The organism is Streptomyces sp. NPDC048171, from assembly GCF_043202655.1.
Classification (GTDB): domain Bacteria; phylum Actinomycetota; class Actinomycetes; order Streptomycetales; family Streptomycetaceae; genus Streptomyces.
Genome location: NZ_JBIDAU010000001.1, coordinates 572916 through 594155 on the forward strand (window position 1 = coordinate 572916; position 21240 = coordinate 594155).

Sequence of the window (21240 nt, forward strand, 5' to 3'; positions counted from 1 at the left end):
CGTGCTGGTCTACTTCCCCTTGGCCTTGGCACCGTTGCTCGGAGCGCGGCCGCCCTTGTGGGCGCCGTTCTCGGTGCCGTTCCTGCTGTCGTACAACTCGTAGGCGTCGACGATACGGCCCACCAGCTTGTGCCGGACCACGTCCTGCGACGTGAGCCGGGAGAAGTGCACGTCCTCGACGCCGTCCAGGATCTCCTGGACCTGCCGCAGACCGGACTTGGTGCCGCCGGGCAGGTCGACCTGCGTCACGTCACCCGTGATGACGATCTTCGACTCGAAGCCGAGGCGGGTGAGGAACATCTTCATCTGCTCGGGGCTGGTGTTCTGGGCCTCGTCCAGGATGATGAAGGCGTCGTTCAGCGTGCGGCCGCGCATGTACGCCAGCGGCGCGACCTCGATCGTCCCGGCCGCCATCAGGCGCGGGATCGAGTCGGGGTCGAGCATGTCGTGCAGCGCGTCGTACAACGGGCGCAGATACGGGTCGATCTTCTCGTAGAGCGTGCCCGGCAGGAAGCCGAGCCGTTCGCCGGCCTCGACCGCCGGGCGGGTCAGGATGATCCGGTTGACCTGCTTGGACTGGAGGGCCTGCACGGCCTTCGCCATCGCCAGGTAGGTCTTGCCGGTGCCCGCCGGGCCGATGCCGAAGACGATGGTGTGCTTGTCGATCGCGTCGACGTACCGCTTCTGGTTCAGCGTCTTGGGGCGGATGGTGCGGCCGCGCGAGGACAGGATGTTCTGCGTGAGCACCTCGGCCGGGGTCTCCTGGCCGTCGCTCTCCCCGTTCTCGCTCGCCTTGAGCATGGCGATCGAGCGTTCCACTGCGTCCTCCGTCATCGGCTGCCCCGTGCGGAGCACCAGCATCATCTCGTCGAAAACGCGCTGAATGAGGGCGACCTCGTGGGTGTCGCCGACGGCGCTGATCTCATTGCCCCGGACATGGATGTCGGCCGCCGGGAAGGCCTTCTCGATCACGCGCAGGAGGGAGTCTCCGGAGCCCAGGACGGTCACCATGGGGTGCTGGGCGGGGACGCTGATCTGTGCTCTCGCCTGCCCCTGCGCGGGGGTGTGGGCTGAGGGTGTCTGAGTCATGGGCCGGCGCTCTAGGCCTGCTCGTCCTCCTCTGCGGCGCGTGCCGCGTGACGGGTGTGGTCTGCTGCCTCCAGCGTACGACTCCCCGCCGACAGCGCCGAGGTTTTTATATGCGCGGCGGTCCGGCGGCGCCCGGCCGCCCGCCCCGCCGCCCCTCGCGGACCAGGTCCCGGAACCACCCGTACGACGCCTTCGGCGTGCGCTCCAGCGTCGTGAAGTCCACGTGGACCAGTCCGAACCGGCGGGCGTACCCCTCGGCCCACTCGAAGTTGTCCAGCAGCGACCACACGAAGTAGCCGCGCACGTCCACCCCCGCCTCGACGGCCCGGTGCAGGGCGCGGACGTGCCCGTCGAGGTAGGCGATGCGGTCCCGGTCGTCCAGTCCCTCGTAGGAGCAGCCGTTCTCGGTGATGACGACCGGCGGGAGCCGGTCGCCGTAGCGGTCGCGCAGGCCGGTGAGCAGCTCGGTCAGCCCCTCGGGGACGACCGGCCAGCCGAAGTCCGTCAGCGGGCGGCCCTCGACGGCGCGCAGCGAGAAGGGCAACTCGGCCGGGAGGGTCACCCCGCCGGACCCGGTCACGGTGCCCAGCGGGGCGCCCACCCGGGCCGGCGCGTAGTAGTTCACCCCGTAGAAGTCCAGCGGCTCCGCGACGACCTCCAGGTCGGCCGCCACGTCCCCCGGCATCAGCTCGCCGATGCCCTCCGGGTACCGCCCGGTCAGCAGCGGGTCGCTGAACATCCGGTTCAGCAGGACGTCGTACAGGTCCGCCGCCTCCCGGTCGGCCGGGTCGTCCGAGGCGGGCCAGGTGGGCCCGTGCGAATTGGCGATGCCGATGTCCGTGGCGCCCGCCGCGCGCAGCGCCCGTACCGCCAGACCGTGCGCGAGGAGCTGGTGGTGGGCGACCGGCAGCGCGTCGAAGAGCAGCGTGCGGCCGGGGGCGTGGGTGCCGAGGGCGTGGCCGAGCAGAGTGTGCTCGGCGGGCTCGTTGAGGGTGATCCACTTGCCGACCCGGTCGCCCAGCCGGCCGGCGACGACCGACACGTACGCGGCGAACCGGGCGGCCGTGTCCCGCTCCAGCCAGTCCAGACCGGCCGGCAGGTCCCAGTGGAAGAGCGTCGGCACCGGCCGGACGCCCGCCGCGCACAGGTCGTCCACCAGGCGGTCGTAGAAGTCGAGGCCGCCCGGCGCGTTCACCCGGGGCCAGGAGACCGAGAAGCGGTACGCGTCCACGCCGAGGTCCGCCAGCAGCGCCACGTCCTCGCGGTGGCGGTGGTAGTGGTCGCAGGCCACCGCCGCCGTCGAGCCGTCCTTCACCCGGCCCGGCCGGTCCGTGAAGTCGTCCCACACGGAGCGCTCGCGCAGGCCGGCCGCGCCCTCGATCTGGTGGGCCGAGGTCGACACGCCCCACAGGAAGCCGTCCGGGAACCGGGGGAGCGGGTCCGGGGCCGTGCCCGTGCTCGGATCAGTCGCCATGCGCGGATCATCCGCACCCCTCGCGCGGGAAGTCAACGCCCTTGCACGTCAACGGTGTTCCGCGTTACGCACCCTCCTTCAGCACCCGGGAGATCAGCCTGCGCTGCTCGTCCGTCAGCCGGGGGTCGGCGGCGTACACCGTCTTCCCGTCCACGGTGATCTGGTAGCTGAACCCGTCCGGGACCCCGACCGGGGGCGTGGCCCGGCCGTCGGCGCACGCCCGCTCGGCCAGCGCGTGCCACTCGGCCGCGTCGGGGCGCTCCGCCGTATCGACCTCCGCGTGGCGCTCGATGCCCGCGAAGCCTCCTGTGCGCCTCACCAAAATCCGCATGCAACCGTGTCTAGTACGGAACTACAGCGTGCGCACCCCGACCTGCTCCCAGGCCTTGCGCACCGCTTCCAGTTCCTCGCCGTCGCCGTAGCGTTCCCGGGCGGCCTTCAGGGTGAGCGTCGCGAAGTCCGCGAACAGCGCGTCCTGCGCCAGCTCGCCGCCGGTCAGCACGTCGTACCAGATCTGCCCGGCCCGCTCCCAGGCGTGCCCGCCGAGCGCGGTGGCGAGCAGGTGGAAGGCGTGGTTGGGGATGCCGGAGTTGATGTGCACGCCGCCGTTGTCGCGGCCGGTGCGGACGAAGTCGTCCATCGTCGCGGGCTGCGGGTCCTTGCCGAGCACGTCGTCGTCGTACGCCGTGCCCGGCGCCTTCATGGAACGCAGCGCCACGCCCGTCACGCGCGGGGCGAGGAGGCCGGCGCCGATCAGCCAGTCGGCCTCGGCGGCGGTCTGGCCGAGCGAGTACTGCTTGATGAGGGCCCCGAAGACGTCCGAGACCGACTCGTTCAGGGCGCCCGGCTGGCCGTAGTAGGTCAGGTTGGCGGTGTGCTGGGTGACGCCGTGGGTCAGCTCGTGGCCGATCACGTCCAGGGCGATGGTGAAGTCGAGGAAGATCTCCCCGTCCCCGTCGCCGAAGACCATCTGCTCGCCGTTCCAGAAGGCGTTGTTGTACTCGCGGTCGTAGTGCACGGTCGCGTCCAGCGGCAGTCCGGCGCCGTCGATGGAGTCGCGCCGGTACACCGCGAGGAAGTGCTCGAAGGTGGCGCCCAGGCCCGCGTAGGCGCGGTTCACGGTGGCGTCCCGGCCGGGCTCCTCACCCTCGGTGCGCACCTTCTTGCCGGGCAGGTCGGTGCCGTGCCGGGCGTCGAAGACCGTGCGGTGCGGCTTCCCGGCCTCGGCACCGGCGCGCGGGGCGACCGTGGCGGCGCCGATGACCGTGGTCAGCCGCCGGTGGGTGCGCTCGTAGGCGTCGCGCTGGAGGGTGCGGCGGGCCGGTCCGGAGAGCACCGGGTCGGCGTGCTGGGCCAGCCGGTCGAGGACGTGGGGCGGCACGATGGTGCAGAAGACGGGCTCGAAGCCCCCGTGGGTCGTCATGTCCGGCACCTTCGCACTGCGTGACCGGGGTGTCACCACCCGCAACCACGATTGGTGAAAAACGGCACCAAGGCCGCCCCGTGATCGCCGGCAAGTGGTATACGGCACTTTTTGTCCCGGTTCCCTCCATGGTCCCGCATACTGATACGGACCCGCGTGACCGGCGTGACTCGGCTATGGTGCTGGGCATCATGCGTTTCGGGCTGCTTCTCCTTAGCTGCCGCGGCGAGGGCCTGTAAGAGGCCGACTCCCTCCCCGCGGAGCTTGGTGGTGCCGTCGGCCGTCCTTCCGGACCACGCGGACACCGCGGAACTCACGAGGAGCCCACGCCATCATGGCCAACCGCCAGCAGCCCAGCCCCATGCCGACAGTCAAGTACCGCGGCTACGAGCAGGTCGACATCCCCGACCGCACCTGGCCGGACCGGCGGATCACCGCCGCCCCCCGCTGGCTCTCCACCGACCTGCGCGACGGCAACCAGGCGCTGATCGACCCCATGTCGCCCGCCCGCAAGCGCGCGATGTTCGATCTGCTGGTCAAGATGGGCTACAAGGAGATCGAGGTCGGCTTCCCGGCCTCCGGCCAGACCGACTTCGACTTCGTACGCTCCATCATCGAGGACCCGGACGCCATCCCGGACGACGTCACGATCTCCGTACTGACCCAGGCCCGCGAGGACCTGATCGAGCGCACGGTGGAGTCCCTGAAGGGCGCCAGGCGGGCCACCGTCCACCTGTACAACGCGACCGCCCCCGTCTTCCGCCGGGTCGTCTTCCGCGGCTCCCGGGACGACATCAAGCAGATCGCCGTCGACGGCACCCGGCTGGTCATGGAGTACGCGGAGAAACTGCTGGGCCCCGAGACGGAGTTCGGCTACCAGTACTCGCCGGAGATCTTCACCGACACCGAGCTGGACTTCGCCCTGGAGGTCTGCGAGGCGGTGATGGACACCTACCAGCCCGGCCCCGGCCGCGAGATCATCCTCAACCTGCCCGCCACCGTGGAGCGTTCGACGCCGTCCACGCACGCGGACCGCTTCGAGTGGATGGGCCGCAACCTGTCCCGCCGCGAGCACGTGGTGCTGTCCGTCCACCCGCACAACGACCGCGGTACGGCGGTTGCGGCGGCCGAACTGGCGCTGATGGCCGGCGCCGACCGCATCGAGGGCTGCCTGTTCGGACAGGGCGAGCGCACCGGCAACGTCGACCTGGTCACCCTGGGCATGAACCTGTTCTCCCAGGGCGTCGACCCGCAGATCGACTTCTCCGACATCGACGAGATCCGTCGCACGTGGGAGTACTGCAACCAGATGGAGGTCCACCCGCGCCACCCCTACGCGGGCGACCTGGTCTACACGTCCTTCTCCGGCTCCCACCAGGACGCCATCAAGAAGGGCTTCGACGCCATGGAGGCCGACGCGGCCGCGAAGGGCGTCACCGTCGACGACATCGAGTGGGCCGTCCCGTACCTGCCCATCGACCCGAAGGACGTCGGCCGCTCCTACGAGGCGGTCATCCGCGTCAACTCGCAGTCCGGCAAGGGCGGCATCGCCTACGTCCTGAAGAACGACCACAGCCTGGACCTGCCCCGCCGGATGCAGATCGAGTTCTCGAAGATCATCCAGGCCAAGACGGACGCCGAGGGCGGCGAGATCACGCCCACGGCGATCTGGGACGTCTTCCAGGACGAGTACCTGCCCAACCCGGACAACCCCTGGGGCCGCATCCAGGTGGCCAACGGCCAGACCACGACCGACCGCGACGGCGTCGACACCCTCACCGTCGAGGCCGCGGTCGACGGCGTGGAGACCACCCTGGTCGGCACCGGCAACGGCCCGATCTCGGCGTTCTTCCACGCGCTGCAGGGCGTCGGCATCGACGTACGGCTGCTGGACTACCAGGAGCACACGATGAGCGAGGGCGCCTCCGCGCAGGCCGCCTCGTACATCGAGTGCGCCATCGGCGACAAGGTGCTGTGGGGCATCGGAATCGACGCGAACACCACGCGCGCCTCGCTGAAGGCCGTCGTCTCCGCCGTCAACCGCGCAACCCGCTGACCAGCCGAATCGGTGGTTTGGTGCCCCGCTCGCCGCAGAACGGCGGGCGGGGCGCCGTCATATACCGGCCATATATCTGTGCAGGTCACGGAAAGGTCTCGTCCTGGGTACTGACTCCACGTCGGTGATGTGGCTAACATCACGCCAGCGCGACGATGCTGTCGCGCCGTTACGGAGGTGCGACGTGCTGCCTGGACGGGGACGAAACGGCCGAGCTGCCCGGCTGCCACGCATCCTGGGCACCCGCACCGCGTGGACGCCGGTCGGCGACGGTGAGTTCTTCTGCCCCGGCTGCGGCGGCGACCGCAACTACCAGCGGCTCGCCGGACGGCGCCGCTTCACCCTGCTCGGCGTGCCCCTGCTGCCCCGCGGCGAGTCCGCGCCGACCGTGGAGTGCGCGGCCTGCCGCCGCCACTACGGCACCGAGGTCCTCGACCACCCCACCACCACCCGCTTCTCGGCGATGCTCCGCGACGCCGTCCACACCGTCGCCCTCGCGGTCCTCGCCGCCGGCGGCGCCTGCTCCCGCACCGCGCTGGAGACGGCGGCCGTCGCGGTGCGCGCGGCCGGCTTCGAGGACTGCACCGAGGAGCAGTTGAACGCGCTCGTCGAGGCGCTGGAGGCGGACACCGGCCGGGTCCACGGCGAACCCTGCGTGCCGGGCCTCGCCATAGAACTGCACGAGGCGCTGGACCCGCTGGCCCCGCACCTCGCCACCGTCGGACGCGAATCGATCCTGCTCCAGGGGGCCCGCATCGCCCTCGCCGACGGCCCCTACACCCCCGCCGAACGCGACGCCTTGGCGACGGTCGGGGCGGCCCTGACCCTCTGCTCCGACGACATCACCCGCCTCATGGAATCGGCGGGCACGCCCTCCTGACCGCCGCTCGCGCCTATCCCGGCAGGTCCAGCCGCATGATCTGGCGGTGCATGCCCGGGCCGAAGTAGTCCGGACGCAGACCGCCGTCGGGTTCCTCCGGGCGGAAGCCCAGGGAGCGGTAGAGGAAGATGGCCGCCAGGTTGGCGGGCTCCACGGTCAGCCGCACGACGTCGATGCCGTCCCGGCGCAACCGGGTCAGGACCTCCGTCATCAGCTCCGTACCCAGGCCGTGCCGGCGCCGGTCCGGGGTCACGCCCAGGCCGAGTATCCAGCTGTCCGTGCCGAGCGCCCGGGTGGCGGCCAGCACGTAGCCGCGCAGCCGGCCCGCGCCGTCGTCGAGCACCAGGAAGTGTTCCTGGTACATGTCGAAGAGCTGGCGCAGCAGGAAGCCGGGATAGGCGAACTCCTGGAACACCTCCTCGTCGAGCCGCCGCAGTTCGGGCAGGTCGGACTCCCGCGCGGTGCGCAGGGCCAGGGATGGGCCGTCCGAGTCGGGGGTGACCCCCGGGAGCAGGTCGTGGCGGTCGAGGGAACGTTCCAGCGGTTCGGCGGTCATGCAGCCCCCAGTCAGCACGTGCGGACGTCAACTCATCGCCACCTCGGGCCCACTCGAAGGAATGGAGCTTCGTGTGGCGGCCGGTGACTTCTTCTGGCTAGAGTGAGCTTCCAACTTCGGCCGTGCAAGGGCGAGTTCGGGCGTGCGACGATGCGCCTGACGTGCGCCCGGCGGATGCGGAGTGGCGAGTTCCCTGCTGTCTTGCTGTGCCCCGGTGCCCTACCGTGCACAACACTGGGGTTTGTCCGAAATCGAATGGAACGCGGCAGGATGACTATGGATCGCAACGCCGACGCACCGTGGTCGAAGTTCGATCCCGAGGCGTACGTCGACGACAACTACCGGACGCCGCTGGAGGTCGACCTCCTCATCGTCCGGCTGATGCGCGACCACTTCGCCCGCTGCTTCGCCGACACCCCGCACCCGGTGCGCGGCATCGACGTCGGAGCCGGCGCCAACCTCTACCCCGCGCTCTCCATGCTGCCCTGGTGCGACAAGGTGCTCCTGCTGGAGTACGCGCACCCGAACGTCGAGTACCTGGAGAAGCAGGTCTCCCCGGGCGGGTACGACACCGCGTGGGACGCGTTCTGGAAGGTGCTGAGCGAGGAGTCGGCCTACCGCGCCGTCGAACCCAGGGAACTGGCCGGCGAGATCGTCCGGGTGGAGCGCGGCAACCTGTTCGACCTGGAGCACGGACACCGCCGCTGGGGGCTCGGGACCATGTTCTTCGTCGCCGACTCGATGTCCGAATGCCCCGAGGAGTTCCAGCGGGGCGTGCGCTGCTTCATGAACGCGCTCGGTGACGGAGCCCCGTTCGCCGCCGCCTTCATGAAGGAGTCCGTCGGCTACCGCGTCGGCGCACACGACTACCCGGCCTACCGGGTGAACGAGGACCGGGTCAGGGAGAGCCTCGGGCCCTTCACCGCGGAGCTGGAGATCCACGATCTGCACCACATGGTGCGGCCGGGACACGAGGGAATGCTCCTCGCCCTGGGACGGCGCAATCCGGAGATTGCCACCCCGTAGGAACGGGGACCATGCTGAACACAGGGCAACGAGATCTGTACGAGGGGTGCGGGGATGCAGATCAAGCCACGGCAGCACCTGCTGGAAATCTGGCAGGCCATGGCCCGTCACTCGTTCGACGACGGGAAGCTCGTCCGGGGGGACACCGACGGGCTGAGCAGCGTCGCCGACGCCGAACGCCTGCTCTGCATCCTGTATCCGGCCACCGAGGTCCCCGCCTTCCGCCTCGACCAGCCCGACACCACCGAACGTGACGTCCTGCGCGCCCTCGACCGCGTCGGCACCCGGCTGGAGATCCCGCCCAACCTGATCACCGCGCTGACCCAGTTCATGCGCACCCACACCGGCACGGACGACAGCCCCACCTTCTCCGGCGGCCACTACTTCCGCCCCGCCGAATCCGGTGGCCAGATCACCCACGAGCAGTACCAGCTCGGCGTGGTCGACTCCTACTCCATGTCCGTCACGCTCTGCCTCGCCACCCTCGGCTTCCTCAAGATCTACGAGGGCACCACGACCCGCCCCGAGGTGCGCAAGGCCGTCGGCGAGCTGAGGGAGGCCACCAACACCCGGCTGACCGCCGCGATGGTCAGCCTGCTGCGCTCCTTCACCGTCAACGTCTTCGACGCCGAGTCCGAACAGGGCAGCCGGCTGATCGAGGTCATCGGACAGGGCGGTCAGTCCGACCGCGTCGTCCTCCAGCAGTTCTCCCGCCGGTTACGCCCGCTGCGCGCCACCATCATCGAGAGCATCTCCAGAGGCATCCAGGTCGACGAGGGCATCCGCGACGAGAGCCAGCTCTTCGAGTGCGGCTGGGCCTGGGGCATCGTCAAGGACGCGCCGAAGATCACCGACCTGAGCCTCCCCGTACCCGGCCAGCCCGACGGCATCGCCGACCGGCTGCCCTACGTGTACTTCACCGTCACCGCCCTCGACGGCATCCAGGACCTCTTCTCCGACCGCACCCTCACCCTCGGTCTGCTCGACGAGGACCAGCAGAAGCTCGCCGAGATGCTGCGCCTGCGCTGGGAACTGAGCCAGCAGTACTGGTCCGCGATCGCGCGATTCGGCGCCGACCGCTGGCCCCTGGAGGACCTGCCCTGGCAGACCACCGGACTGCGCCTGGAGTCCGAGTACTTCTCCCTGACCGTCGCCGCCATCGTCGTCCACGACCTGGTCCGCCGGAAGGCGACCGACGACGACCTCACCCGAACCGTCGCCATCATGGAACGCCTCGCCGACCGCGGCAGAGTCACCAGCCGCATGACCAGGAACGACCCCACCATCCTGCTGCACACGCCCGGCGTCACCATGCCGCTCGCCGGGTCCGAGCGCTCCGGCGGACAACTGCTGTGGCGGATGACCGACTTCTCGGCGCAGCTCCTCAAGCGGATCATCCAGCTCGCCGAACTCTCCCGGAACATCGGCGCGCAGGACCGGCTGCTGCGCCTGGCCGAGCAGGCCTTCGAGCACCTGTGGACCCGCCGCATCGACGACGAGGACGGCGCCGGCCTCTGGGACAACGTCCAGGCCGTCTACCCCGAGGCCCACGAGGCGGGGCTGCGGATGTCCTGGAGCATCACCGAGCGCGTCACCGAATGCCTCGTCGCCGCCCGCATCCTGTACGAGCAGCAGCCCATCCGCAGCCCCGAACTCGCCGAACTCGCCCGCGAACTGCTCAGCGAGGCCACCCACCTGTTCGGCAGGGAGCAGCTGGAGGCGTCCGTCGCCGCCGACGGAAGCAGGGCCCGCGCCATGCGGAGCATCGAGAGCCGCCTCGACCACGCCCGCAGCCTGGTCGACGACCGGCCCGCCACCGCCTTCGCCCTGGCCCTGCCCGTGCTCCAGGAACTCGACACCCTGGCCCAGGCCCGGGGCGCCGCCGCCCAGGAGGTGTGAGCGTGATCGTCTTCGCCGCCTCCGACAAGGGAGGCACGGGCCGCTCGGTCACCAGCGCCAACCTGGCCTACCAGCGCGCCCTCACCGGCGACCACGTGGCCTACGTCGACTTCGACTTCGGCTCGCCCACCGCCGCCGCCGTCTTCGACGTGCCCAGCGCCATGCGCGGCACCGAAGAGCACGGCCTCCACTCCTACCTGGAGGGCGAGACCGCGGAACCAGTCCGCATCGACGTCTGGCGGCAGACCGAGCACCCCCTGCTGCGCGCCCGCCCCAACCAGTCCGGCCGCCTGGTGCTGTTCCCCGGCGACGCCGGCGGCGGCGAGTTCGCCACCGGCGAGGAGGCCCTGGAGCGCTGCATCGACCTGCTGCTGAAACTCAACGGCGAGTTCGACGTCACCGTCGTCGACCTCAGCGCCGGCCGCAGCTACGCCGTCGACATGGTCCTCGCGGCCACCGCCCACCCGCGGATGCGCAACGTCCCCTTCCGCTGGCTGGTCTTCCACCGCTGGACCCGCCAGCACGTGATCGCCGCCTCCGGACTGGTCCACGCCGACCACGGCATCATCGGCGGCGGCGTCGAACGCGGCCACGACGAGGACGCCCTGCGCGCCGCCATCCGCTTCGTACGGGCCGCCGTACCCGACCCCGAGTCGCCGCTGTGGTCCCAGGGTTCACCCGCCCAGGCGGCCTGGATGCAGGCCTGCGACGAGGCACTGCGCCGGCTCGCCGCCGAGCACCGCATCGGCGACAGCGTCGTCCTCGGCGTCGTACCGCTGGAGCCCATACTCCAGTGGCGCGAACAGCTGATCACCGAGGAGGACGTCCTCTCCACCCAGATAGCGAACAAGGAGACGCTGGAGGCCTTGGAGGAGATCGCCCGCCGCCTGACGGACGACGTGCACTGGGGGCGGCCGTGAGCGACGCCGTGTTCCGGGAGACCGCCGCCGAGGCGCGTACGCAGTCGGTGCCGCTGGCTCATCTCTCGCTGGAGCTGGGGCATCTCTACATGGAGGACTTCGAGGCCGGGCCCGAGCGGCTGCGCCGGCACTTCGCCGAGGTGCGGCCCTGGGTGGAGGCGGCGCGGGCCGCGGCCGGCGCGCGGACCGGCGGCAAGCGGGCCCGGATCAGCACCTGCTTCCTGATCGACGACTACTTCAGCCGGTTCTCCACCCCGGCCGAGGTGGTCCCCATGCTCCTCGCGGAGGCCGAACGCGCCGGGCTCGCCGTCGACTACCTGGCCCGCGAGTCCGGCTGCGCCGTCACCGGCAAGACGCCCGTCGCGGAGGCGGTGGCCGGCCGCATCGTGGAGTCGCCCGCTCCCGGCAGCTACGGCATGCGCCCGCCCACCGCGCGGACCGGCTGGCTCGCCAACGGCGAACGGGCCCCGGTCGCCCGCGCCCCGCAGGCGATGAAGCGGGCCGTTCCCTGGCAGCCGCCCCGGGAGACCGCCGCCCGCCGCCACTCCGTCTTCCTCGACGTCGAACTGTGGAACGACGACGCCGACGGGCGCCGCACCTGGTCCTGCCCCTTCCTCGCCGCCGTCTGGCAGCTCGCCCGCCTCGGACTGCTGCGCGACGCCGGCGAGGCCGTCCTCTTCCCGCAGCCGCACACCGGCACCGGTTTCCCCGAGGACTGGGACGAACTGCCCTCCCTGCTCCGGCTCAACCCGCGCGCCGACCCCTTCTCCGCCTACCGGACCTGTTCCGTCGTGCCCAACCGCTTCCTCCCGGTCGAGCACGCGGTGCGCGTGATCCTCGACCAGATCGAGGTCGACCCGGGGGCGCTGGCGCAGGTCGCCGAGCGCTCCGGGAACGAGCGCACGGCCGTCCCCGACTCGGTCGCCGACCGCGTCTCCTACGTCTTCTACGCGGCGCCCTGAGATGGCGCCGCGGCAGAGCACCCCGCCCGCCGTCCTCGCCTGCGGCGAGATCCGCACCTGCCTGCTGCCCGCCCGGCAGGCCCTGGACATCCGCTCCGCCGCACAGCTCCTCGGCCTGCGCGCCGACGAACGCGTCCTGCTCTCCGAGCGCCCGGGCCTCTACGCGCGTTCCCCCGACACCCTCACCGGCGTCGACTGCCCGCTGCCCAGCGCCAACGGCGCCCGGGTCCGCGCGGTGGGCACCGTCACCGCCCACGCCGCGCTCACCGAGGGGCGGGTCCTGCAGACCTCCGCGCACTGCCGGCTCCCCGCCGCCGGTCCCGACCAGCGGCGGCCCTGGGGCGAGTACCTGGTGCGGCCCGGAGTGGTCGAACCGCTCGGCAGGCTCCCGCACGAGGCGGTCGCGCAGGGCGTGCTCGGCGGCGGACGCCACGGCGACCTCGACGTCGGCCTGATCGCCGACGGGCTGCTCACCCGGCTGCTGCGCCACCCCCTGCTCGACCAGCGGCCGCCTTTCCGCTCCCGGCCCACCCGGCTGCGCTGGGTGGCCCTGCCCGCGGACCCGGGGGACGCACCCTCCCTCGAACGGTTCACCCTCGCCGAGGACGAACTGCGCACCGTACGCCTGCGGGTGCCCGAGGGCACCGACGGCGCCGACCTCGCCGCGCTCTGCGACGACCTCGCCCTGCACGACTGGCTCCTCACCACCGTCGTCCGCATGCTCGACGGCATCCGGCTCGGCGCCTCACCCGCGCAGGACGCCGGCGCCGTCGTACGGGCGCTGCGTCCGGCCGTGGACCACCTGCTGCACCTGTGGATGCCACGGGCCCGGGTGACCCGGGACCTGGCTCCGCTGTGGGACCCGCTGGAGGAACGGCCCGGCTTCACCCGGCAGTGGCAGGCGCTGGTGCAGCGCATCCGCGACCAGCTCACCCTGCATGCCATCCCCGCACCCCACCGGGAGGTGGAGCCGGCTCCCTGACCGGACCCAGAGCCTCCCACGCACATCCCCGCACCCCGATCCGACGCGCATCCCAACGGGGGGAGAAGCGAGATGAGCACGGCACAGTCACCCCGACCCGACGACACGGCCCGCACCCCGGGCCCGGCCGACCCGAGGGGCGAGTCCCCATGGGCGCGCATGCTGCTGGTCGCCCTTGTGGTCGGCGCCCTCTTCTGGAGCGTCACGGCACTGCTCAGCCCCGACGACGGCACCCTGCGGCAGTTCGCGGCCGCCGTCCTCTGCGCCGGCGCGGCGGTACTCGTCCAGTACGTGCTCGGCCTGGCCCCACGCCCGGCCCACGAGCGGCTGGAGGAGCACACCCGCCGGGTGGAGAGCGCCCTCGCCGAGAACACCGCCGCCGTACGGGACGGGCTGAACCAGTACGACGACGAGCTGAAGTCCGGTCTGACCCAGTACACCGAGGACGTCAAGCAGCTCGTCGAGACCCACGTCACCCACGGGGACCACCGGTCCGGCGAGTCCGGGACGCCGCTGGACCCGGTCCGCATCGACAGCGTGCCCGACCTGGCCAAGGGCTTCGCCGACGTCCTGCTGCCCAGCCCCTCGATCCTGCACACCTTCGTCCACCTGGAGATGGAGCGGGTGGTCGGCCACATGGCGGACCTCACCAACCTGAGCGCCGAGTGCCCCGGCGAGAACCACGACTGGATGCTCACCCTCACCCGGGCCGCCGAGCAGTCCATCCTCGCCACCAGCACCTCCGTGGACCGGCAGTTCTGGAACAGCGAGCCCGCCGGACGCTACCTCGACGCCCAGCAGGCGGCCATCGACGAACAGGGCGTCACGGTACGCCGCCTGTTCCTGCTGGAGAGCGCCCGCGAACTCGACGACCGGCTGCTGCGGCTGTGCGAGGAGCAGGAACTGCGCCGCATCGACGTCCGCGTGGCGGTCCTGCCCGAACTGCCCCCGCACCTCCAGCGCGGCACCACCAACGACTTCATCCTCTACGACGAGGAGGTGTCGTTCGAGATCGAACAGGACCTGCGCGACGTCAACGTGCGGACCCGCCTCACCGCGCGCCAGGACTACGTACGGGACCGCCTCAAGCGCTTCCGGGAACTCTGGGACGCGGGCATGGGCCTGCGCGAACTGGAGGTGCGCGTCGACGACGAGGAGGACGGCAACTGGATGGTCGACCAGGCCTGACCGCCCCCTCGGTACTCCCGGGGGAGTAACGGCGCCCGCACGTCACCCGGGGCAGTGCCGGGCAACTCGCGCACGGCATCACCCTCATCGGCGTGCAGACCGCGGTCGCCGCCCACGTCCTGACCGCCGATCCCTGCCGAGGGTGCGGGACCGCGCACAACTGGTCACCGTGGCCTACGAGTCGGGGCTGGTGATCCCCGGCGTCGGATGACCTCCGGCGCCGGCCGGTCTCCGGCACGGCACCGCCGGCCTTCGCCACCCCGCCGTGGACCGACGGACGACGGGCCTTCCACGCCCCGGCCCGGCACTACGGCGGGGACTGCCGGCGGCCCGTTCGGGCGCGGTCGGCTCGCGGGGCGGTCACCGACGCGGTCAGGTGGTCACGGACGCGCGCCGGCAGCCAGGTCCGGGCGACGTCGGGCGCTCGAGCGCGAAAGGACGTGGCAATGCGACTCACTGGCCCGATAGCCGGCCGCCTCAGGAGGTGTGCCGCGGTCGCCGTCGCGGCGCTGACCTGCTCCACCGTGCTGACCGGCTCCCCCTTCGCCGTGGCCGGCGGCCCGGCACCCGCGGTCTCCGCCCCGGAGCTGGACTGGCGGCCCTGCCCCGAGGACGGACGGTACGACTGCGCGACGGCGAAGATGCCGCTGGACCATGCGAACCCCGGCGGGCGCACCATCGACTTGGCCGTGGTGCGGCGCAAGGCCACCGACGCCGCCCGGCGCGTGGGCACCCTGCTGTTCAACCCCGGCGGCCCCGGCGGACCGGGCACCGTGCAGATGCCGCAGAACTACGAGTCCTTCCCCGCCGAGGTCCGGGAGCGGTTCGACATCGTCAGCTGGGACCCCCGGGGCGTCGGCAACAGCACGGCCGTGAACTGCTTCGCCGACGCGGAGGACGCCGAGACCTGGACCGCGACCCACCCCGCCGGGTTCCCGGTGGGCGACGCGGAGCGGGACGCCTGGATCGACGCCTTCCGGGAGCTGGGCCGGGCCTGCGAGGCCCGCGACGCCGAGCTGCTGCGCCACGTCTCCACCGCCGACACCGCCCACGACCTCGACCGGCTCCGCGAGGCGCTCGGCGAGGACCTCCTCACCTACCTGGGCATCTCCTACGGCACGATCCTCGGCGCCACCTACGCCAACCTGTACCCGGACAAGGTCCGCGCCCTGGTGCTCGACAGCAACATCGCCCCCTCCGCGTGGACCAACGACGGGTCGGAGCAGGCCCTGCTCCCCACCTTCCTGCGCACCGGCGCGGACCGCACGGCGGCGGCGACGCTGGAGCGGTTCCTGTCTTTGTGCGGCTCCGCGACCGCCGGGACCTGCCCGTTCTCGGCCGGCACCGCGCAGGCCACCCGTGACAAGTTCGAGGACCTGACGCGGCGCCTGCGCGACGAGCCGGTGGAGTCGTGGACGTACGCCAGGACGATCGGGGACGTCGTGAACAGCCTGTACGTCGTCGACCCCGGCTGGGCTGAGCTGGCCGCCCGGCTCCAGGCCCTGTGGCAGGGGCAGGCCCCCGAGGCGGCCGCCGCGCCCGCCGTGGCGCCGCCCGTGCCGACGCCGTACCAGGGCGACGAGCAGGCGGCCGCGATCATCTGCGGCGACAGCCCCAACCCCCGTGACCCGGCGAGCATGCACGCGCTGGAGGAGGAGGCCGCCGCACGCTCGGGCGACGCGGGGCGCTTCTGGACCTGGGCCGCGGAACCCTGCGCCACCTGGCCCGCGATCTCCCCCGACCGCTACACGGGCCCGTGGGACCGTCCGACGGCGCACCCGGCGCTCGTGGTCGGCACCACCTACGATCCGTCGACCCCGTTCACGAACGCCGAGACCATGGCCGAGGAGCTGGCCGGCGCCCGGCTGCTCACCCACCACGGCTACGGACACACCGCGCTGCTCAACCCCGGTGCCTGCGTGGGCGATCACGTGAGCCGCTACCTCGTGGACGGCGTCCTCCCGCCGGCCGGGACGACGTGCGAGCCGGACACCCAGCCCTTCGCCGCACCCGAGCCGCGCGGCGGTGTGGCCACCGGCGGCGGCGGGACGGCGGGCCCGTCTCAGCCCTCGCAGTAGAGGTCGGCGGAGGGCCGCTGACCCGTCGCGAGGAAGCGGGAGACGGTCCGGTCGCCGCAGGCGTTGCCGTTGGCGAGGTAGGCATCGTGGCCGGTGGAGTCGACGGTGACCATGACCGCGCGCCGGCCGAGCGCCTCCCGCATCTTCCGGGCGCCGCTGAGCGGGGTGGCCACGTCCCGTTCGTTCTGGACGAGCAGGACGTTGGACGGCCCCCGGCCGGTGATCCGCACCGGCGCCTCGCGCGGCGGGTGGGGCCAGGCGGCGCACACCATCGCGTTGCGGGGCATCCCGGCGGTGAGCGGGTACTTGACGCGGCTCTCGGCCACGTCCTTGCGGTACACGGCGGGCGACTTCGGCCAGGCGACGTCGTTGCAGATCGTCCCGACGCCCACGGCGGTGACGTTCTGCAGCACGGACTCGGGCGGCGTCGGGGGCGCGGGCGGCACCGTGCCCTGCGCCGCGGCCCGCATCAGTTTGGCGAGCGTGGGATAGCTGCTGGGGCGGTACAGGCTGTCCAGCATCGTCTGGCGCAGCACGTTGCCGTTCAGCTCCTCCGGGTTGGCCCCCGGCCACGGGATCGGCGTACGGTCCAACCGGTCGGCGAGCCGCAGGAACAGAGGCCGTACGTCGGCGGCCCGGAGTGCCACGCGGTCCGGGTTGCCCGGCTGCGACGCCCACGCGGCGAAGTCCGGGAAGGTGTCCTCCACGCCCTGCTCGTGCCCGGCCAGCCAGGCCCGGGCGACGCGGGTCGGGTCCGGGTCGTCGTTGCTGTCCAGCACGACGCGGTCCGTGCGGTGCGGGAAGAGCTGCGCGTACACCGCGCCGACGTACGTCCCGTACGACACCCCCCACGCGGAGATCTTCCGCTCGCCGAGCGCGGCCCGGAGACGGTCGAGGTCGCGGGCCTCGTTCGCGGTGCCGAGGTGCCGCATCAGTTCGCCGCCGTTGCGCAGGCAGGCGCCGGTGATGCGCCGGGCGGTGTCGAGGTTCGCGTCGATCGAGCCGTCGGGGGCGGGCCAGGGGCGGAGCCTGGAGGTGGCGAGGTCGGCGGTCCGAAGCCCGCAGTCGACGGAGGCGGAGGGGGCGACCCCGCGCGGCGCGAACCCCACGAGGTCGTAGGCGTCCCGGACCTCGCGCGGCAGCTTCTGCCCCTTCCCCGACGGGTCGCCCAGACTGGACCCGCCCGGCCCGCCGGGGATGAGGAGCAGTGTCCCGCGCCGGGCGTCCGGATCCTCGCTCCGGATGCGCGAGACGGCGATGTCGATACGGGGGCCGCCGGGATCGGCGTAGTCCATGGGCACCTGGAGCGTGGCGCACTGCTGACGGGGGTCGGCGCCCCCGCCGCAGTCCGTCCAGGTGAGGGTCCCGGCCGGGTCCGCGGTCGCGGCGGAGGCGGTGAACGGCGCGGTGATCCCGAGGAGTGCGGTGGAGACGCCGACGAGGGCGGCGTCGCGGACGATTCGCTTGCGCTGCGTCATACGACGAGCCTCACGGATCGCCGGAGCCGCCCACATCCGGTCAACAACCCTCTTCGTACGGGGGTTTACCCGAGGAACCACCCCCGCCGCAGGCCTACTTCAGGTGCCGGCCGAAGAACCTGTCCCCGTCCTGCACCTCGAACCACGGGGTGCCGGTGTGCCCGCCCATGTTGGCGTGCAGCGTCTTCTCCTTGCTGCCGAAGGCGTCGAAGAGGTCCAGGGCCCGCTGCCGGGGGTTCCCCTCGTCGTCCCACTGCAGCAGGACCAGCAGCGGAACGGAGACCCGCCGTGCCTCCTCGCGCTGGGCGCGGGGCACGAAACCGCCGGCGAAGAAGCCGGCGGCAGCGACGCGCGGCTCGTCCACCGCGAGGCGGATGCCGAGGGCCATCCACCCCGAGTACCCGACCGGGCCGCCGATCCCGGGCAGCGCGAGGAGGGCGTCCAGGGTGGTCCGCCATTCCGGTGCCGCGTTCTCGACCAGCGGGCCGACCAGCGACTCGAAGATCTCGTCGACCGGCTCCCCGGCCCGCATCGCCCGGCGGAGGTCGGCGCGTACCCGCTCGTCGGCCGCGGAACGGGGTCGGTCACCGCATCCGGCGGCGTCGATGGAGGCCACCGCGTAGCCGGCCGCCGCGGTGTGCCGGGCCCGGGCCACCAGCCGGGGCTCCGTCCTGGCCATGCCGTTGTTGTGGGCCATGAGGACCAGCGGAACCGGTGCGGCGGACTCGGATTCCGGCGTCCACAGGGTGCCGGGGATCTCGCCGAGGGTGAACGCGCGGGCGACGACACCGTCGTCGAGGCGTCGTTCGGAAGTGAAGTGCATGGTCGTGCCTTTCGGGAGTGCGCTTGAACGGCGCTCCCGGACGACCTATCGCCCGACCGTGACCCCGGAGGGGAGCACCCACGTCGAAACGTTCACGGGTACCACCTCCTCGCTCTGTCGCACGGCCACCGGGAAACTAGCAGCGCCCGGCGTGGGCCGCCAACAGGTTTTCCGCGGCGCACCCCGATGTCCGCGGTCGTGGCGAGGCCCCCCGGGGCATGCGCGAGAATGGGCGGCATGAGTCTGTTCCGCGACGACGGCATCGTGCTGCGCACCCAGAAGCTGGGTGAGGCGGACCGGATCATCACCTTGCTCACGCGCGGTCACGGACGCGTACGCGCCGTGGCGCGCGGGGTGCGGCGGACGAAGTCGAAGTTCGGGGCCCGCCTCGAACCGTTCTCACATGTCGACGTGCAGTTCTTCGCCAAGAACAGCGAGCTGGTCGGGCGCGGGCTGCCGCTGTGCACGCAGAGCGAGACCATCGCGCCGTACGGCGGCGGGATCGTCACGGACTACGCCCGCTACACCGCCGGGACGGCCATGCTGGAGACGGCCGAGCGGTTCACCGACCACGAGGGCGAGCCGGCGGTGCAGCAGTACCTGCTGCTCGTCGGCGCGCTGCGCACCCTCGCGAGGGGCGAGCACGCGCCGAACCTCGTGCTCGACGCGTTCCTCCTGCGCTCGCTGGCGGTGAACGGGTACGCGCCGACCTTCGGGGACTGCGCGAAGTGCGGCCTGCCCGGTCCGAACCGGTTCTTCTCGGTCGGGTCGGGCGGTTCCGTCTGCGCCGACTGCCGGGTGCCCGGCAGCGTCGTACCCTCGCCGCAGGCCCTGGAACTGCTCGGGGCGCTGCTCACGGGAGACTGGGGGACCGCGGACGCGTGCGAGCCGCGGTACGTGCGGGAGGGCAGCGGCCTGGTGTCCGCCTATCTGCACTGGCACCTGGAGCGGGGCCTGCGCTCCCTGCGGTACGTCGAGAAGTCCTAGGCAGAACCACGCAGAAACACAGTACGAGGAGACGAGAGACACATGGCGGTACGCGGGATCCTTGGGCGGCAGCGCCGGGAGTACAGGACGCCGGAGCCGCACCCGTCCGGCGCGCGGCCCCCGGGCCTCGGTGAGCTGGTCCCCGAGCATGTGGCGATCGTCATGGACGGCAACGGGCGCTGGGCCAAGGACCGCGGGCTGCCGCGGACCGAGGGGCACAAGGTCGGGGCCGAGCGGGTGCTCGACGTGCTCCAGGGCGCGATCGAGATGGGCGTGAAGAACATCTCGCTGTACGCCTTCTCCACCGAGAACTGGAAGCGGTCGCCGGACGAGGTGCGCTTCCTGATGAACTTCAACCGGGACTTCATCCGCAAGACCCGCGACCAGCTCGACGAGCTGGGGATCCGCGTGCGCTGGGTGGGCCGGATGCCGAAGCTGTGGAAGTCCGTGGCCAAGGAGCTCCAGGTCGCCCAGGAGCAGACCAAGGACAACGACCGGCTGACGCTGTACTTCTGCATGAACTACGGCGGCCGCGCCGAGATCGCCGACGCCGCGCAGGCCCTCGCCGAGGACGTGCGGGCCGGGAGGCTCGACCCGTCGAAGGTCAACGAGAAGACCCTCGCGAAGTACCTGTACTACCCGGACATGCCGGACGTGGACCTGTTCCTGCGGCCCAGCGGCGAGCAGCGCACGTCCAACTACCTGCTCTGGCAGAGCGCGTACGCCGAGATGGTGTTCCAGGACGTGCTGTGGCCCGACTTCGACCGGCGCGACCTGTGGCGGGCGTGCCTGGAGTTCGCCTCCCGCGACCGTCGGTTCGGCGGCGCCATCCCCAACGAGGAGCTTCTGGCCATGGAGGGCCGGAGCGGAGGGAACTGAGCCCGTCCGGCGATCGAGGACGAGGCCGTCAGGCCGGAAAACAGGCCGGAAAAGGGGGTCCGGGGCGCAGCCCCGGACCCGGCGGCTCAGCCGCCGGAGGCAGCCGCGCAGTCGGCGCAGGTGCCGAAGATCTCCACGGTGTGGGCGACGTTGACGTAGCCGTGCTCGGCGGCGATGGCCTCGGCCCACTTCTCCACGGCCGGTCCCTCGACCTCCACCGCTTTGCCGCAGCCGCGGCAGACCAGGTGGTGGTGATGGTCGTCGGTGGAGCAGCGGCGGTAGACGGACTCGCCGTCGGCGGTACGCAGGACGTCGACCTCGCCGGCGTCGGCGAGGGACTGGAGGGTGCGGTAGACCGTGGTGAGCCCCACCGAGTCGCCCTTGTGCTTGAGCATGTCGTGGAGCTCCTGTGCGCTGCGGAACTCCTCGACCTCCTGGAGAGCCGCCGAGACGGCGGCCCGCTGCCGGGTGGCGCGGCCCTTCACGGGCGGTCCAGCGGTCGTCACCGGATTCCTCCTCACATCTGCGGCTTGCCGGGCC

Annotated in this window: 19 protein-coding genes; 11 read left to right on the forward strand and 8 right to left on the reverse strand. The window is 71.9% G+C overall.

What is annotated here, in order from left to right; genetic code table 11:
- Nucleotides 1-9 precede the first annotated feature (9 nt).
- The 4 genes from ACGF3J_RS02570 to ACGF3J_RS02585 all read right to left on the reverse strand — a co-directional run bounded on the left by ACGF3J_RS02570 (nt 10) and on the right by ACGF3J_RS02585 (nt 3986).
- Nucleotides 10-1089, reverse strand: coding sequence for a PhoH family protein (locus tag ACGF3J_RS02570; protein ID WP_079163501.1), 1080 nt, complete (start codon nt 1087-1089; stop codon nt 10-12).
- A gap of 106 nt (nt 1090-1195) precedes the next feature.
- Nucleotides 1196-2563 carry a GH1 family beta-glucosidase gene (locus ACGF3J_RS02575; RefSeq protein WP_161329489.1) on the reverse strand — a complete coding sequence of 456 codons (1368 nt, stop codon included), beginning with the start codon at nt 2561-2563 and terminating at the stop codon, nt 1196-1198.
- A 64-nt stretch (nt 2564-2627) separates the two neighbouring features.
- The gene (locus ACGF3J_RS02580; protein WP_125491726.1) at nt 2628-2894 is read right to left on the reverse strand and encodes a protealysin inhibitor emfourin; all 267 of its coding nucleotides are present in this window, start codon (nt 2892-2894) and stop codon (nt 2628-2630) included.
- 21 nt (nt 2895-2915) lie between these two features.
- The gene (locus ACGF3J_RS02585) at nt 2916-3986 is read right to left on the reverse strand and encodes a M4 family metallopeptidase (RefSeq protein WP_161329490.1); all 1071 of its coding nucleotides are present in this window, start codon (nt 3984-3986) and stop codon (nt 2916-2918) included.
- 334 nt (nt 3987-4320) lie between these two features.
- Here ACGF3J_RS02585 and leuA point away from each other — a divergent pair, with 334 nt between their 5' ends.
- Together leuA and ACGF3J_RS02595 are read left to right on the forward strand one after the other, a co-directional pair.
- A complete protein-coding gene (gene leuA / locus ACGF3J_RS02590; protein WP_161329491.1) occupies nt 4321-6042 on the forward strand; it encodes a 2-isopropylmalate synthase in 1722 nt (573 codons plus the stop codon).
- 184 nt (nt 6043-6226) lie between these two features.
- Nucleotides 6227-6922, forward strand: a complete 696-nt coding sequence (locus tag ACGF3J_RS02595; RefSeq protein ID WP_161329492.1) for a TerB family tellurite resistance protein — start codon at nt 6227-6229, stop codon at nt 6920-6922.
- A 13-nt stretch (nt 6923-6935) separates the two neighbouring features.
- On the opposite strand, the gene ACGF3J_RS02600 is transcribed toward ACGF3J_RS02595, so the two are convergent.
- On the reverse strand, nt 6936-7478 hold the full coding sequence (locus tag ACGF3J_RS02600) for an N-acetyltransferase (protein WP_161329493.1): 543 nt from the start codon (nt 7476-7478) through the stop codon (nt 6936-6938).
- A gap of 270 nt (nt 7479-7748) precedes the next feature.
- Between ACGF3J_RS02600 and ACGF3J_RS02605 the strand changes: the two genes are divergently transcribed.
- From ACGF3J_RS02605 to ACGF3J_RS02635, 7 genes are all read left to right on the forward strand, one after another.
- Nucleotides 7749-8504 carry an SCO2525 family SAM-dependent methyltransferase gene (locus ACGF3J_RS02605; protein ID WP_237552580.1) on the forward strand — a complete coding sequence of 252 codons (756 nt, stop codon included), beginning with the start codon at nt 7749-7751 and terminating at the stop codon, nt 8502-8504.
- 54 nt (nt 8505-8558) lie between these two features.
- Nucleotides 8559-10403, forward strand: a complete 1845-nt coding sequence (locus tag ACGF3J_RS02610) for an SCO2524 family protein (protein WP_161329495.1) — start codon at nt 8559-8561, stop codon at nt 10401-10403.
- Between the two features lie 2 nt (nt 10404-10405).
- Nucleotides 10406-11323, forward strand: coding sequence for an SCO2523 family variant P-loop protein (locus ACGF3J_RS02615; protein ID WP_161329509.1), 918 nt, complete (start codon nt 10406-10408; stop codon nt 11321-11323).
- Nucleotides 11320-12285 carry an SCO2522 family protein gene (locus ACGF3J_RS02620; RefSeq protein WP_161329496.1) on the forward strand — a complete coding sequence of 322 codons (966 nt, stop codon included), beginning with the start codon at nt 11320-11322 and terminating at the stop codon, nt 12283-12285. The genes ACGF3J_RS02615 and ACGF3J_RS02620 overlap by 4 nt, the downstream gene beginning before the upstream one ends.
- Before the next feature lies 1 nt (nt 12286).
- The gene (locus ACGF3J_RS02625) at nt 12287-13267 is read left to right on the forward strand and encodes an SCO2521 family protein (RefSeq protein ID WP_161329497.1); all 981 of its coding nucleotides are present in this window, start codon (nt 12287-12289) and stop codon (nt 13265-13267) included.
- Between the two features lie 72 nt (nt 13268-13339).
- A complete protein-coding gene (locus tag ACGF3J_RS02630) occupies nt 13340-14455 on the forward strand; it encodes a hypothetical protein (RefSeq protein WP_161329498.1) in 1116 nt (371 codons plus the stop codon).
- 446 nt (nt 14456-14901) lie between these two features.
- Nucleotides 14902-16533 (forward strand): alpha/beta hydrolase, encoded by a 1632-nt coding sequence (locus ACGF3J_RS02635; protein ID WP_161329499.1) that lies wholly within the window; start codon nt 14902-14904, stop codon nt 16531-16533.
- Here the strand turns inward: ACGF3J_RS02635 and ACGF3J_RS02640 are convergent.
- Complete coding sequence (locus ACGF3J_RS02640) at nt 16518-18011, reverse strand: alpha/beta hydrolase (protein WP_161329500.1); 1494 nt, start codon at nt 18009-18011, stop codon at nt 16518-16520. The genes ACGF3J_RS02635 and ACGF3J_RS02640 overlap by 16 nt on opposite strands.
- Before the next feature lie 94 nt (nt 18012-18105).
- Nucleotides 18106-18834, reverse strand: a complete 729-nt coding sequence (locus ACGF3J_RS02645) for an alpha/beta hydrolase (protein ID WP_161329501.1) — start codon at nt 18832-18834, stop codon at nt 18106-18108.
- A 237-nt stretch (nt 18835-19071) separates the two neighbouring features.
- Between ACGF3J_RS02645 and recO the strand changes: the two genes are divergently transcribed.
- The gene (gene recO, locus ACGF3J_RS02650) at nt 19072-19821 is read left to right on the forward strand and encodes a DNA repair protein RecO (RefSeq protein WP_161329502.1); all 750 of its coding nucleotides are present in this window, start codon (nt 19072-19074) and stop codon (nt 19819-19821) included.
- Nucleotides 19822-19863: 42 nt separating this feature from the next.
- A complete protein-coding gene (locus tag ACGF3J_RS02655) occupies nt 19864-20700 on the forward strand; it encodes an isoprenyl transferase (RefSeq protein ID WP_161329503.1) in 837 nt (278 codons plus the stop codon).
- Between the two features lie 86 nt (nt 20701-20786).
- Here ACGF3J_RS02655 and ACGF3J_RS02660 read toward each other — a convergent pair whose 3' ends face one another.
- Nucleotides 20787-21206, reverse strand: a complete 420-nt coding sequence (locus ACGF3J_RS02660) for a Fur family transcriptional regulator (protein WP_161329504.1) — start codon at nt 21204-21206, stop codon at nt 20787-20789.
- Nucleotides 21207-21240 lie beyond the last annotated feature (34 nt).

What these genes read in the sequence shown, in the direction of transcription:
- ACGF3J_RS02570 (WP_079163501.1), bottom strand. Translation starts at nt 1,089, where the DNA reads ATGACTCAGACACCCTCAGCCCACACCCCCGCGCAGGGGCAGGCGAGA.
- ACGF3J_RS02575 (WP_161329489.1), bottom strand. Translation starts at nt 2,563, where the DNA reads ATGGCGACTGATCCGAGCACGGGCACGGCCCCGGACCCGCTCCCCCGG.
- ACGF3J_RS02580 (WP_125491726.1), bottom strand. Translation starts at nt 2,894, where the DNA reads ATGCGGATTTTGGTGAGGCGCACAGGAGGCTTCGCGGGCATCGAGCGC.
- ACGF3J_RS02585 (WP_161329490.1), bottom strand. Translation starts at nt 3,986, where the DNA reads ATGACGACCCACGGGGGCTTCGAGCCCGTCTTCTGCACCATCGTGCCG.
- leuA (WP_161329491.1), top strand. Translation starts at nt 4,321, where the DNA reads ATGGCCAACCGCCAGCAGCCCAGCCCCATGCCGACAGTCAAGTACCGC.
- ACGF3J_RS02600 (WP_161329493.1), bottom strand. Translation starts at nt 7,478, where the DNA reads ATGACCGCCGAACCGCTGGAACGTTCCCTCGACCGCCACGACCTGCTC.
- ACGF3J_RS02605 (WP_237552580.1), top strand. Translation starts at nt 7,749, where the DNA reads ATGACTATGGATCGCAACGCCGACGCACCGTGGTCGAAGTTCGATCCC.
- ACGF3J_RS02610 (WP_161329495.1), top strand. Translation starts at nt 8,559, where the DNA reads ATGCAGATCAAGCCACGGCAGCACCTGCTGGAAATCTGGCAGGCCATG.
- ACGF3J_RS02625 (WP_161329497.1), top strand. Translation starts at nt 12,287, where the DNA reads ATGGCGCCGCGGCAGAGCACCCCGCCCGCCGTCCTCGCCTGCGGCGAG.
- ACGF3J_RS02630 (WP_161329498.1), top strand. Translation starts at nt 13,340, where the DNA reads ATGAGCACGGCACAGTCACCCCGACCCGACGACACGGCCCGCACCCCG.
- ACGF3J_RS02635 (WP_161329499.1), top strand. Translation starts at nt 14,902, where the DNA reads ATGCGACTCACTGGCCCGATAGCCGGCCGCCTCAGGAGGTGTGCCGCG.
- ACGF3J_RS02640 (WP_161329500.1), bottom strand. Translation starts at nt 18,011, where the DNA reads ATGACGCAGCGCAAGCGAATCGTCCGCGACGCCGCCCTCGTCGGCGTC.
- ACGF3J_RS02645 (WP_161329501.1), bottom strand. Translation starts at nt 18,834, where the DNA reads ATGCACTTCACTTCCGAACGACGCCTCGACGACGGTGTCGTCGCCCGC.
- recO (WP_161329502.1), top strand. Translation starts at nt 19,072, where the DNA reads ATGAGTCTGTTCCGCGACGACGGCATCGTGCTGCGCACCCAGAAGCTG.
- ACGF3J_RS02655 (WP_161329503.1), top strand. Translation starts at nt 19,864, where the DNA reads ATGGCGGTACGCGGGATCCTTGGGCGGCAGCGCCGGGAGTACAGGACG.